This is a genomic window from Salmonella bongori NCTC 12419 (genome assembly GCF_000252995.1).
In the GTDB taxonomy this organism is placed as follows: Bacteria; Pseudomonadota; Gammaproteobacteria; order Enterobacterales; family Enterobacteriaceae; genus Salmonella; species Salmonella bongori.
In genome coordinates, this window is record NC_015761.1 from 2,677,555 (window position 1) to 2,691,228 (window position 13,674).

The 13,674-nt window shown below is 51.6% G+C and carries 12 protein-coding genes and 1 tRNA gene; 8 read left to right on the top strand and 5 right to left on the bottom strand.

Going from position 1 to position 13,674, the window contains the following annotated elements:
* Positions 1-9: 9 nt before the first annotated feature.
* From nrdF to emrB, 8 genes are all read left to right on the top strand, one after another.
* The gene (gene nrdF, locus SBG_RS12540; protein ID WP_000777988.1) at positions 10-969 is read left to right on the top strand and encodes a class 1b ribonucleoside-diphosphate reductase subunit beta; all 960 of its coding nucleotides are present in this window, start codon (positions 10-12) and stop codon (positions 967-969) included.
* A 355-nt stretch (positions 970-1,324) separates the two neighbouring features.
* Complete coding sequence (gene proV / locus SBG_RS12545; RefSeq protein ID WP_000985533.1) at positions 1,325-2,527, top strand: glycine betaine/L-proline ABC transporter ATP-binding protein ProV; 1,203 nt, start codon at positions 1,325-1,327, stop codon at positions 2,525-2,527.
* Entirely contained in the window at positions 2,520-3,584 is a 1,065-nt protein-coding gene (gene proW / locus SBG_RS12550; RefSeq protein WP_000132087.1) for a glycine betaine/L-proline ABC transporter permease ProW, read from the top strand. The genes proV and proW overlap by 8 nt, the downstream gene beginning before the upstream one ends.
* 64 nt (positions 3,585-3,648) lie before the next feature.
* Positions 3,649-4,644, top strand: coding sequence for a glycine betaine/L-proline ABC transporter substrate-binding protein ProX (gene proX, locus SBG_RS12555; RefSeq protein ID WP_001216623.1), 996 nt, complete (start codon positions 3,649-3,651; stop codon positions 4,642-4,644).
* Between the two features lie 157 nt (positions 4,645-4,801).
* Positions 4,802-5,986: an MFS transporter gene (locus SBG_RS12560; protein ID WP_000165781.1), complete on the top strand. Its 1,185-nt coding sequence runs from the start codon at positions 4,802-4,804 to the stop codon at positions 5,984-5,986.
* 496 nt (positions 5,987-6,482) lie between these two features.
* Entirely contained in the window at positions 6,483-7,013 is a 531-nt protein-coding gene (mprA, locus tag SBG_RS12565) for a transcriptional repressor MprA (RefSeq protein WP_000378431.1), read from the top strand.
* Positions 7,014-7,139: 126 nt separating this feature from the next.
* Positions 7,140-8,312, top strand: coding sequence for a multidrug efflux MFS transporter periplasmic adaptor subunit EmrA (gene emrA / locus SBG_RS12570; protein ID WP_001275608.1), 1,173 nt, complete (start codon positions 7,140-7,142; stop codon positions 8,310-8,312).
* A gap of 16 nt (positions 8,313-8,328) precedes the next feature.
* On the top strand, positions 8,329-9,867 hold the full coding sequence (gene emrB, locus SBG_RS12575) for a multidrug efflux MFS transporter permease subunit EmrB (protein ID WP_001187293.1): 1,539 nt from the start codon (positions 8,329-8,331) through the stop codon (positions 9,865-9,867).
* A gap of 149 nt (positions 9,868-10,016) precedes the next feature.
* Here the strand turns inward: emrB and luxS are convergent, their stop codons facing one another.
* From luxS to SBG_RS12600, 5 genes are all read right to left on the bottom strand, one after another.
* Positions 10,017-10,532 carry an S-ribosylhomocysteine lyase gene (gene luxS, locus SBG_RS12580; RefSeq protein ID WP_001130200.1) on the bottom strand — a complete coding sequence of 172 codons (516 nt, stop codon included), beginning with the start codon at positions 10,530-10,532 and terminating at the stop codon, positions 10,017-10,019.
* Positions 10,533-10,681: 149 nt separating this feature from the next.
* Positions 10,682-12,238, bottom strand: coding sequence for a glutamate--cysteine ligase (gene gshA, locus SBG_RS12585; protein ID WP_000611824.1), 1,557 nt, complete (start codon positions 12,236-12,238; stop codon positions 10,682-10,684).
* A gap of 76 nt (positions 12,239-12,314) precedes the next feature.
* The gene (locus SBG_RS12590; protein ID WP_001279497.1) at positions 12,315-12,740 is read right to left on the bottom strand and encodes a YqaA family protein; all 426 of its coding nucleotides are present in this window, start codon (positions 12,738-12,740) and stop codon (positions 12,315-12,317) included.
* Positions 12,737-13,303, bottom strand: a complete 567-nt coding sequence (gene yqaB / locus SBG_RS12595; protein WP_000271299.1) for a fructose-1-phosphate/6-phosphogluconate phosphatase — start codon at positions 13,301-13,303, stop codon at positions 12,737-12,739. The genes SBG_RS12590 and yqaB overlap by 4 nt, the downstream gene beginning before the upstream one ends.
* Before the next feature lie 235 nt (positions 13,304-13,538).
* Positions 13,539-13,615 (bottom strand) — tRNA-Arg (locus SBG_RS12600).
* Positions 13,616-13,674: the final 59 nt, after the last annotated feature.

Here is a 13,674-nt window from a genome sequence, read left to right on the forward strand (position 1 = left end):
GAAAGCAACATGAAATTATCTCGTATTAGCGCAATCAACTGGAACACTCTCCAGGACGACAAAGATCTGGAGGTATGGAACCGTCTGACCAGCAACTTCTGGCTCCCGGAAAAAGTACCCTTATCGAATGATATTCCAGCCTGGCAGACGCTGAACGCCACCGAACAGCAGCTTACCATACGCGTGTTTACCGGTCTCACGTTGCTCGACACCATCCAAAACATCGCTGGCGCGCCGTCGCTGATGGTGGATGCTATCACGCCGCATGAAGAGGCTGTGCTGTCAAATATCAGCTTTATGGAGGCGGTACATGCACGCTCTTACAGCGCTATTTTTTCCACGCTTTGCCAGACCAAAGATGTCGACGCCGCCTACGCCTGGAGCGAAGAAAATCCGCCATTACAGCATAAGGCGCAAATTATTCTGAAACATTACGCCGGCGATGCTCCCTTAAAGAAGAAGATTGCCAGCGTCTTTCTGGAATCTTTTCTGTTCTATTCCGGCTTCTGGCTGCCAATGTATTTCTCCAGCCGCGGTAAGCTAACGAATACTGCCGATCTGATTCGTTTAATTATCCGTGATGAAGCGGTTCATGGTTATTATATTGGCTATAAGTATCAGATAGCGCTACAAAAACTATCTACAATCGAGCGTGAAGAATTAAAGCTTTTCACGCTGGATTTACTGATGGAACTGTATGACAACGAAGTCCGTTATACCGAAGACTTATATGCGCAAACTGGTTGGGTTGACGACGTCAAAAACTTCCTGTGTTACAACGCCAACAAGGCCTTAATGAACCTGGGTTACGAGGCGTTATTTCCGCCGGAAATGGCAAACGTGAATCCCGCGATCCTCGCTGCACTCTCTCCGAATGCCGACGAAAACCACGATTTCTTTTCCGGATCGGGATCGTCTTATGTAATGGGAAAAGCAGTTGAAACCGAAGACGAAGACTGGAATTTTTAACCTTACTGGCATGGGAAATAACATCACGCTTCTCGCGCCATTATTTCAATAAATGTCGGGTTAAATCACGCAAATATTACTGTGTGTTCTATACTCAATAGTAATGAGATTATTCGCCTGAATTCCTCCTAATTCAGGCGGGTTTTTGATGGTTATCACAAAAAAATATCTTCCCCTCTCATTCGCGCTCAGCCCTTATATCATGGGAAATTCCGGCGAATAGCGTCCCGTAATACTCATACCATAAGCAAATTCAGGGTTGTCTCAGATTCTGAGTATGTTAGGGTAGAAAAAGGTAACTATTTCTTTCAGGTAACATATCGACATAAGTAAATAACGGGAATCATTCTATTGCATGGCAATTAAATTAGAAGTGAAGAATCTATATAAAATATTTGGGGAGCATCCACAGCGAGCTTTCAAATATATTGAAAAGGGATTATCGAAAGAGCAAATACTGGAAAAGACTGGGCTATCGCTTGGCGTTAAAGACGCCAGTCTGGCCATTGAAGAAGGCGAGATATTTGTCATCATGGGATTATCCGGTTCGGGTAAATCCACAATGGTACGCCTTCTCAATCGCCTGATTGAACCCACCCGCGGTCAGGTACTGATCGACGGCGTTGATATCGCAAAAATATCCGACGCTGAGCTTCGCGAGGTGCGCAGGAAAAAGATTGCGATGGTCTTTCAGTCATTTGCGCTAATGCCGCATATGACAGTGCAGGATAATACGGCATTCGGTATGGAGTTAGCAGGCATCCCGGCACAAGAGCGTCGCGAAAAAGCGTTGGACGCCTTGCGCCAGGTTGGTCTGGAAAATTATGCGCAGGCCTATCCGGATGAACTATCCGGCGGGATGCGTCAGCGTGTTGGACTTGCCCGCGCACTGGCAATCAACCCTGATATATTATTAATGGATGAGGCTTTCTCCGCACTCGACCCATTAATTCGTACCGAAATGCAGGATGAGTTGGTGAAATTGCAGGCAAAACATCAGCGCACCATTGTCTTTATTTCCCACGATCTTGATGAGGCAATGCGTATTGGCGACAGGATTGCCATTATGCAAAATGGCGAAGTGGTACAAGTCGGTACGCCGGATGAAATCCTGAATAATCCGGCAAATGATTATGTTCGCACGTTCTTCCGGGGTGTGGATATTAGTCAAGTCTTTAGCGCCAAAGATATTGCCCGTCGCAGCCCTGTGGGACTAATTCGTAAAACCCCTGGTTTCGGTCCGCGTTCAGCGCTGAAATTATTACAGGATGAAGACCGGGAATATGGCTACGTCATTGAACGTGGTAATAAATTCGTAGGCGTTGTGTCTATCGATTCCTTAAAAGCGGCATTAAGTCAGGCACAAGGCATTGAAGCAGCGCTTATCGACGCCCCCCTGGTCGTTGACGCGCAAACCCCACTTAGCGAGTTGCTCTCCCACGTCGGTCAGGCACCCTGTGCGGTGCCAGTTGTCGATGAGGAACACCAGTATGTTGGCATTATTTCAAAACGTATGTTGCTACAGGCATTAGATCGCGAGGGAGGAAACAATGACTGATCAAACCAATCCGTGGGATACTGCACAGGTGGCTGATAACACGGCGCAAACGGCTGATGCCTGGGGAACACCGGCAGGCGTGGCAACAGATGGCGGCAGCACCGACTGGCTGAACAGCGCACCAGCGTCGGCACCTGAACACTTTTCTCTTCTGGACCCGTTCCATAAAACGCTGATCCCGCTGGATAGCTGGGTCACCGAAGGGATCGACTGGGTAGTGACTCATTTCCGCCCCCTTTTTCAGGGCATTCGTGTGCCGGTGGATTACATCCTTAACGGTTTTCAGCAACTGCTGCTGGGAATGCCCGCTCCCGTGGCGATGATTGTCTTTGCGCTGATCGCCTGGCAGATTTCCGGCGTAGGCATGGGCATCGCAACGCTGGTATCGCTGATCCTGATCGGCGCGATCGGCGCCTGGTCGCAGGCAATGATTACCCTGGCACTGGTGCTGACCGCCCTGTTGTTCTGCGTCGTGATCGGATTACCGATGGGAATCTGGCTGGCACGCAGCCCACGCGCGGCAAAAATAGTCCGTCCGCTGCTGGATGCGATGCAGACCACACCCGCGTTCGTCTATCTGGTGCCGATTGTCATGTTATTCGGCATCGGTAACGTACCGGGCGTTGTCGTCACGATTATTTTTGCCCTGCCACCGATCGTACGTCTGACGATCCTGGGCATTAACCAGGTACCAGCCGACTTAATCGAAGCGTCGCGCTCGTTTGGTGCCAGTCCACGCCAAATGCTGTTCAAAGTGCAATTGCCGCTGGCGATGCCCACCATTATGGCCGGCGTCAACCAGACTCTGATGCTTGCACTCTCTATGGTCGTCATCGCCTCAATGATTGCGGTCGGCGGTCTTGGCCAGATGGTACTACGTGGCATCGGCCGCCTTGATATGGGGCTGGCAACTGTGGGCGGCGTCGGCATTGTGATCCTCGCCATTATTCTGGACCGTCTGACGCAGGCGGTCGGACGCGACTCGCGCAGCCGTGGCAACCGTCGCTGGTATACCACCGGTCCTGTTGGGCTAATCACCCGCCCTTTCATTAAATAATTACCCCGTCGCCCGGTGACGCTACGTTTACCGGGCTTCCCCTACTATGATTAAAGGAACAACGATGCGACATACCGTGATATTTGCCTCAGCGTTTGCCACCCTTGTCACCGCCAGCGCTTTCGCTGCCGACCTGCCTGGCAAAGGCATTACCGTCCAGCCTGTTCAAAGTACCATCTCTGAAGAGTCTTTCCAGACGTTACTGGTCAGCCGGGCGCTGGAAAAGCTTGGCTATACCGTGAATAAGCCCAGTGAAGTCGATTACAACGTAGGCTATACCTCCATCGCCTCAGGCGATGCGACGTTTACCGCCGTGAACTGGCAGCCACTGCATGATGATATGTATGCCGCGGCAGGCGGAGATAAAAAGTTTTACCGCGAGGGGGTCTTCGTCTCAGGCGCGGCACAGGGTTATCTGATCGATAAAAAAACGGCAGATCAGTACAACATCACTAATATCGCACAGCTAAAAGATCCGAAAATCGCTAAAATCTTCGATACCAACGGCGACGGGAAGGCGGACATGATGGGCTGCTCGCCGGGCTGGGGCTGCGAAGCGGTTATCAATCACCAGAATAAAGCGTTTGATCTGGAAAAAACCGTCGAGGTCAGCCACGGTAACTATGCGGCGATGATGGCCGACACTATTACCCGCTTTAAAGAAGGCAAGCCAGTGCTGTATTACACCTGGACACCATACTGGGTGAGCGACGTCATGAAGCCGGGTAAAGATGTTGTCTGGCTACAGGTGCCGTTCTCCTCCCTACCGGGCGAACAGAAAAATATTGATACTAAATTGCCGAACGGCGCAAACTACGGTTTCCCGGTCAACACGATGCATATTGTCGCCAATAAAGCCTGGGCGGAGAAAAATCCGGCGGCAGCGAAACTGTTTGCCATCATGAAGCTACCGTTGGCGGATATTAACGCGCAGAACGCCATGATGCATGCCGGGAAATCGTCTGAAGCCGATGTCCAGAACCACGTCGACGGCTGGATCAACGCCCACCAGCAACAGTTCGACGGCTGGGTAAAAGCAGCGCTGGACGCGCAAAAATAACGCCTTTTTAGGCCGGATAAGACGCATTGCGCCGTATCCGGTCCATTTCATCTCTCCGCAAATCGCACGAACCATCACCTGACAACTCCCCTTTATTTATAAACATCCGCTATGATTGTTTTCCCAAGTAATTATCACCTGAAACACGATTACCATAATGACGAAACCCACTCAGGGGCTTAGCCCGGCGCTGATCGTTTTAATGTCTGTTGCTACCGGCCTGGCCGTCGCCAGCAACTACTACGTACAGCCGCTACTCGATACTATTGCGCATCAATTTTCACTTTCCGCCAGCGCCGCAGGGTTTATCGTTACCGCCGCGCAACTGGGCTATGCCGCTGGCCTGCTATTTCTGGTGCCGCTCGGCGACATGTTTGAACGCCGAACGCTTATCGTCTCCATGACGTTGCTGGCCGCAGGCGGAATGCTGATCACCGCCAGTAGTCAATCGCTCAGCATGATGATCCTCGGCACGGCATTAACCGGATTGTTCTCTGTTGTGGCGCAGATTCTGGTTCCGCTGGCGGCCACACTTGCGACGCCCGACAAACGCGGCAAAGTAGTCGGCACTATTATGAGCGGCCTGCTACTGGGGATTCTGCTGGCGAGAACGGTCGCCGGACTACTGGCAAACCTTGGCGGGTGGCGCACTGTATTTTGGGTAGCATCGGTATTAATGACGCTAATGGCCGTCGCATTGTGGCGAGGACTGCCTAAAATCAATGTCGAAACCCATCTTAATTATCCGCAATTATTGGGTTCCGTATTCAGCCTGTTTATTCATGATAAATTGCTGCGAACCCGCGCGTTGCTGGGCTGTCTGACCTTTGCTAATTTCAGCATTCTTTGGACGTCGATGGCCTTTTTACTCGCCGCGCCGCCGTTTCACTATTCCGAAGGGATGATTGGCCTGTTCGGCCTGGCGGGAGCGGCTGGCGCTCTGGGCGCACGTCCAGCCGGCGGATTGGCCGATAAAGGCAAATCACACCTTACTACCACGGTCGGATTACTGCTGCTGCTATTTTCCTGGCTGGCTATCTGGTTTGGGCACATCTCAGTCCTGGCGCTGATTATTGGCATTCTGATTCTGGATCTCACGGTCCAGGGTGTGCATATCACTAATCAGACGGTCATCTATCGCCTGCATCCGGACGCGCGTAATCGGCTCACCGCCGGCTATATGACCAGCTACTTTATCGGCGGTGCCGCCGGCTCGCTGATTTCCGCCTCGGCCTGGCAACATGCCGGATGGGCTGGCGTTTGCCTGGCGGGTATGACAGTAGCCATACTTAATCTGCTGGTCTGGTGGCGAGGTTTTCACCGCCAGGAAGCCGTAAATTAAGCGGATAGTGAGCGTTTACCTTAGTTTAAGCTCCTTAGGGTGTTAAGGAGCCCCCCAGTCTGTTAAGGTTATGCTATTCATTTATCATGGTTATTTTTATACCGGTGAAGAATAATATAATTCTATGGAAAGCCCTGCCCCCTTATCTGCTTATGGGCCAATAGTGCCTGCTCAAGGATCCGAAGGTTGTTCACCGATAGCCATCCGTGATGTTCCGGTGGCTTTTGCATTGGGGTTTAATGCCGCTTATCTGGCTGACGCCCCGCCCACTTATCGTTCTCTCCTGACGTTTTCTTGCAAGCGTCCGCCTTTTTCTCATCATTCATGGATTCATCGCAGGCGGCGCTTTACCAGGTCAAATCTTCCCGCTGACGTCCCGGTCTGCGTGATACTGCCTGTTTTATAGCCTGTAAGAATAATTTTGGATTAATAATACATTTACTTTATTTGTCACTGTCGTTACTATATCGGCTGAAATTAATGAGGTCATACCCAAATGGATAGTTCGTTTACGCCCATTGAACAAATGCTAAAATTTCGCGCCAGCCGTCACGAAGATTTTCCGTACCAGGAAATTCTTTTGACCCGCCTTTGTATGCATATGCAAGGCAAACTCCTGGAAAACCGCAATAAAATGCTGAAGGCTCAAGGGATTAACGAGACGTTGTTTATGGCGTTGATTACGCTGGAGTCTCAGGAAAACCACAGTATTCAGCCGTCTGAATTAAGCTGCGCGCTGGGTTCATCCCGCACCAATGCAACACGCATTGCCGATGAACTGGAAAAACGCGGCTGGATTGAGCGTCGTGAGAGTGATAACGATCGCCGTTGTTTGCATCTGCAATTAACGGAGAAAGGTCAGGCTTTTTTGCAAGAAGTGCTTCCGCCTCAGCATCATTGTCTGCATCAGCTCTGGTCATCACTTAGCACTGCCGAAAAAGATCAACTCGAGCATATCACCCGTAAGCTCCTGACGCGTCTTGATCAGATGGAGCAGGAAGGCACCGTTCTTGAGGCGCTTCGCTAACGCGTCGACCCGCTCAAAAATCCAGATTAATAACCGGTAAGCGGACAGGCCAGCATGCGTTATTGCTGGCCTTTCTGACAACAGGTCGGCTCAGCCGATGTGAATAATAAGATCGTGGAGAACAACATGAGCGCAAATGCGGAGATTCAAACCCCGCAGCAATCGGCTAAGAAGAAAGGCAAACGCAAAACGGCGCTGCTACTTCTTACCTTGCTCTTTATTATTATTGCCGTGGCATATGGAATTTATTGGTTTTTAGTATTGCGTCATATTGAAGAGACAGATGATGCTTACGTGGCAGGGAACCAGGTTCAAATCATGGCGCAGGTGTCAGGCAGCGTGACGAAAGTCTGGGCTGATAACACTGACTTTGTTAAAGAGGGCGATGTTCTGGTCACGCTCGATCAGACCGATGCCAGACAGGCATTTGAAAAAGCCAAAACGGCGCTGGCCTCCAGCGTGCGTCAGACACACCAGCTGATGATTAACAGCAAGCAGCTACAGGCGAATATCGATGTGCAAAAAACTGCACTGGCGCAAGCGCAAAGCGATTTTAACCGCCGTGTACCGCTGGGTAATGCCAATCTTATTGGCCGCGAAGAGCTGCAGCACGCCCGTGATGCTGTTGCCAGCGCACAGGCCAAACTGGATGTCGCTATTCAACAGTACAATGCCAATCAGGCGATGATACTCAACAGTAAGCTGGAAGATCAGCCGGCGGTTCAACAAGCCGCAACCGAGGTACGCAACGCCTGGCTGGCGCTGGAACGTACCCGCATCGTCAGCCCTATGACCGGTTATGTCTCTCGCCGCGCCGTTCAGCCTGGCGCGCAGATTAGCCCCACCACGCCGTTGATGGCCGTCGTGCCTGCTACAGACCTGTGGGTAGACGCCAACTTTAAAGAGACGCAGCTAGCCAATATGCGCATTGGGCAGCCGGTCACGATTATCACCGATATTTATGGCGACGACGTCAAATACACCGGTAAAGTCGTTGGTCTGGATATGGGGACAGGCAGCGCCTTTTCGCTGTTGCCCGCGCAAAACGCGACGGGTAACTGGATTAAAGTCGTTCAGCGTCTGCCGGTACGCGTCGAACTGGATGCCCGGCAGTTAGAGCAACATCCGCTGCGTATAGGTTTATCGACGCTGGTAACGGTAGATACTGCTAACCGCGACGGTCAGGTACTGGCCAGCCAGGTACGAACGACGCCAGTGGCCGAAAGTAACGCACGCGAAATTAATCTCGCGCCGGTCAATAAACTGATCGACGACATTGTGCAGGCTAACGCGGGTTAATCCTGAGGTGCGTGTGATGCAACAGCAAAAACCGCTGGAAGGCGCGCAGCTCGTCATCATGACGATCGCGCTGTCGCTGGCGACATTCATGCAGGTGCTGGACTCCACCATTGCCAATGTGGCTATTCCTACCATCGCCGGGAACCTGGGGTCTTCCCTAAGCCAGGGGACATGGGTTATCACCTCTTTCGGGGTAGCGAACGCTATCTCGATTCCCTTAACCGGCTGGCTGGCGAAACGCTTTGGCGAAGTCAAACTGTTCATGTGGTCGACGGTAGCCTTTGCCGCTGCCTCCTGGGCCTGCGGCGTGTCGAACAGCCTGAATATGCTGATCTTCTTCCGCGTGGTTCAGGGTGTGGTGGCCGGGCCGCTGATTCCGCTCTCGCAAAGTCTGCTGCTGAATAACTATCCGCCTGCGAAACGTTCCATTGCGCTGGCGCTCTGGTCAATGACCGTCATTGTCGCGCCGATTTGCGGCCCGATTCTGGGGGGCTATATCAGCGATAACTACCACTGGGGATGGATTTTCTTCATCAACGTACCGATTGGCGTTGCCGTCGTTTTGATGACGTTGCAAACGCTGCGCGGGCGCGAAACCCGTACCGAACAGCGGCGTATTGATGCTATCGGCCTGGCATTATTGGTGATAGGCATCGGCAGTCTGCAAATCATGCTCGATCGCGGTAAAGAGCTGGACTGGTTCTCTTCGCAGGAAATTATCATCCTGACCGTGGTGGCCGTCATCGCCATCAGTTTTCTGATTGTCTGGGAGCTGACTGACGATAACCCTATTGTCGATCTCTCTCTCTTTAAATCACGTAATTTCACTATCGGTTGTTTGTGTATCAGCCTTGCCTACATGCTCTATTTCGGCGCCATTGTTCTGCTGCCGCAGCTTTTGCAGGAGGTTTACGGCTATACCGCGACGTGGGCAGGTCTGGCGTCAGCGCCGGTCGGCATTATCCCGGTGATTCTGTCGCCGATTATCGGACGCTTCGCCCATAAACTGGATATGCGCAGGCTGGTCACGTTCAGCTTCATTATGTACGCCGTTTGTTTCTACTGGCGCGCCTGGACGTTCGAACCCGGTATGGATTTTGGCGCTTCTGCGTGGCCACAGTTTATTCAGGGGTTTGCCGTTGCCTGCTTCTTTATGCCGCTGACTACCATTACGCTCTCCGGGCTACCGCCCGAACGACTGGCGGCGGCATCAAGTCTGTCGAACTTCACGCGAACGCTGGCAGGGTCAATCGGCACCTCGATTACCACCACCATGTGGACGGATCGTGAGTCGCTACACCATGCTCAGCTAACGGAGTCGGTCACGGCGTATAATCCAAACGCTCAGGCCATGTACGATAAACTGGAAGGCTTAGGAATGACGCACCAACAAGCATCAGGCTGGATAGCCCAACAGATCACTAATCAGGGGCTGATTATTTCCGCCAATGAGATTTTCTGGATGTCAGCCGGGATATTCCTGGTACTGCTCGGCCTGGTCTGGTTTGCGAAACCGCCGTTCGGCGCGGGCGGCGGCGGGGGTGGCGCGCACTAATAAAAAAGCCAGTTCACATGAACTGGCTTTTTTGCGCTGGAGAGTTATGCCGGATATCGGCGTTGCCTTATCCGGCTTACGCAGCCCCTGTCCAACATGAAGGCCCGGTAAGCGTTAGCGCCACCGGGTCACAAGGGGATAGCTAATAGCTAAATGTGCAATTCCTGCAGCTTCTCTTTCGGCAGCGCCAGCTCTTTATTGTTATTCACGCGAATATCGCGCTCCAGTATGTGGCGGGCGATCTCCTGCGCTTCGTTCAGGGAGTGCATCTGATATGTACCACACTGGTAGACATTTAATTCCGGGATCTGGTTTTGATCCTGCACTTTCAATACATCGGCCATCGCCGCTTTCCATGCGTCAGCAACACGCTGCTCGTCCGGTGTACCAATCAGGCTCATATAGAAACCGGTACGACAGCCCATCGGTGAGATATCAATAATCTCTACTCCGTTACCATTGAGATGATCGCGCATAAAGCCAGCAAACAGATGCTCAAGCGTATGGATACCTTTTTCTGGCATCACTTCCTTATTCGGGACGCAAAAACGTAGATCAAAAACGGTGATGGTATCACCATGTGGGGTATTCATCGTTTTTGCCACGCGGACTGCCGGCGCTTGCATCCGGGTATGATCGACTGCGAAGCTATCTAACAATGGCATTTAGTCACCTCCGATAATTTTTTTAAAATAAACTGAACTCTTTGTTCCGGGGCGGGTCTGAGTATATGAAAGACGCGCATTTGTTATCATCATCCCTGTTTTCAGAGATGAAATTTTGGCCACTCCGTGAGTGGCCTTTTTCTTTTGGGTCAGGCGTGTTTTGCAAGCCACGCGGCAAACGGCTCGGTATCCGCCGCTTCAAGTTCCTGCTGGCGACGAACTGAGGCGTCACGTTCAGCAATAAACTCTTCTTCCTGCAAAATCTCTAACGGCTCTTCACGCAGCAGATTACGGTAAGCCTCGCCAAGCGCTTTCCCTGTGCCGCCAATGCCTGTATCAATCATCGAGCGAAGGATACGCGCGGAGAACGTCAGCTCAGGGTTATCAAAACAGGCAACCAACTCGTCGCATACTTTCTGATAATCCTCTCCCCCGTGGATACTGTCCAGAGTTTGCGCTACACGTTTTAGATCGCGGAAGAGATCTTTCCCTACTTCAGGTAACGGGAATTGCGCGGTTTCACAGCCAATTCCCAGCGTAAGCCCCGGCTTACGACCTTCCAGAATAACGCGATTCCAGTTGGTGCGCGTACACAATAGCTCACTACTGCTCATCTCAGGCGCATCAGCCAGCACGCACCAGACCATAAACAGATCGAGGAAACGTACCTGTTGCTCATCTACGCCAATCGGCGAAAAGGGATTGATATCCAGAGAACGTACTTCAATATATTCAATACCGCCGCGTAACAGCGCATCTGAAGGCGATTCGCCGCTGCGCGTCACACGCTTGGGACGAATAGGCGCATACAGTTCATTTTCAATTTGCAGAACGTTACTGTTAATCTGTAATCGCTTACCGTCTTTCTCCAGACCAATCTGCGCATACTCTTCTGATGGCGTTTTAATCGCCCGCTTCAGACCTGCGACATATTCATGCAAATCGTTAAATGTAATACCCAGATTACTTTGCGACTTATTGGTATACCCCAAATCGCTCAAACGCAGCGACGTCGCATACGGCAGGTAATACATACCGCAGTCCGTTTTTTCAAACGGTAATGTGGTCGGCTTTCCTTGCAGGAAGGATGAACAAATGGCCGGAGAAGCGCCAAACAGATACGGGATGACCCAGCCAAAACGGTAATAGTTGCGAATCAGGCGGAAGTAACCAGCAGAGATTTTTTCTTTTGCCGCTTCGCCTTCCGTCACGCCGCATTTCGCCTGCCAGAACGTCATCGGTAATGAAAAATTGTAATGTACGCCGGAGATGGTTTGCATCAAAGCGCCATAACGATTTTTCAGCCCTTCCCGATAGAGCGTTTTAAAGCGCCCCGTATTTGATGTACCGTACTGCGCCAGCTCAATATCCTGCCCCTTTGCAATATAGCAAGGCATACTTAATGGCCACATCCGCTCATCGCCCAGCTTCCTGGCCGTGTAACGATGGAGATCGCGCATAAAGGTCAGCATATGCTGGATATCACCATCGACTGGCGTAATAAACTCCAGCAATGCTTCCGCAAAATCTGTCGTAATCCATTTATGGGTCAACGCCGAGCCTAACGCTTCAGGATGACCCGTTGTCGCCAGCGTGCCATCAGCATTTACACGCAGCGTTTCGCGCTCTAACCCGCGCTGTATCCCCTTTAACGCCTGAGGATGTTTTTCCAGCCAGGCCAGAGCCTGTGATACGTCCGGGATCAAATTGACCTCCCGCCTGTCAAAATCGTTTTAATAAGCATAACTGTAATGGCGACCATGCTTGCCAAACCTACAATTATTACCACCACATCATGCCCTGAATCGTCGCCACTGCGAGCGCAACATAGCGCAGCGCTTTGCCAAGACACAAAAAAAAGATCGTCCGTCCCCACGGAATGCGCATCCATCCCGCTAACAGGCACAACAAATCACCGATTACCGGCATCCAGCTTAATAATAGTGTGGCTGCACCATAACGCTTTAGCCAGCCAGTCGCTTTTTCTTGCCAGCGCGATGTTTTGCGCAGCGGAAACAAACGCCCAAGAATAACGTTAGTTACCCCTCCAAGGCTATTACCCATTGTTGCGGTTAAGACCAGGGCCCAGGGATGACTGACGCCTGAAACCAGCATAGCAACCAAAACAATTTCAGAATTACCGGGTAACAGCGTCGCGCTGAGAAAACTACTGGCAAACAGAGACAGGAGCGACAGTCCGTCACTCACAATAGTCGAACATCCACAGCATCCATTCCTGCCGCCCGCGCCGCCTGTAAACCAAAATCGGCATCTTCAAACACGACGCACTGCTCTGGCATAACGCCCATCCGCTGCGCGCAAAGTAAGAAGGTGTCGGGTGCTGGTTTGTGATGCTGTACGTGGTCTGCCGCAACAACTGCATCAAAATAACGACGCAGTCCCAGATGCGCCAGCAATGCTTCCGCAATGGCGCTTTCACTGCCAGTACCGACCGCCATAGGACGCCGGCCATGCCATGTTCGGACCACCTCAACCAACGGCAGCGGTTCTACGCAATCCAACAGGATAGTTTTTACCGTGTCGGTTTTTTCACGCGCCAGTGACCGGGGATCGAGATCGGCATGGTTAAGCTCAATAATTGACTGAGCGATACGCCAGGTTGGCGAACCGTTAAGCGCGACCATCGCCTGTTCATCAAAACGAAGACCATATCGCCCCAAAACCTCACGCCACGCTTTGCGATGCGTTGGTTCGGTATCCAGGAGGGTACCGTCCATATCAAAAATCAAACCAGCATAACGTGCGTACATGGTGTTCTCGCAAGCCAAATAACCAGGCTGTACTTTATCGCAATTGGTTGATTTTGTCGCGGATAGAGATGAAGAGAAACGTTCAGGATAAGGGAAAAGATGGTACATCCGGGAGGATTACTCGCCTTACAGGCTCGCCCTGCGGGCCGTTGCTGAAGCAACGTTATCCTTCCTGGTGCCAGCGGTGATTACCGCTATCTTATCCGCATCTTCATCGCTGAAAGTACGGAGAATATGGTGCATCCGGGAGGATTCGAACCTCCGACCGCTCGGTTCGTAGCCGAGTACTCTATCCAGCTGAGCTACGGATGCATCGGGAAACTTGCTTTACTGCTGATGTTGATACCGCTGAAAAAGCCATATCAGATAAG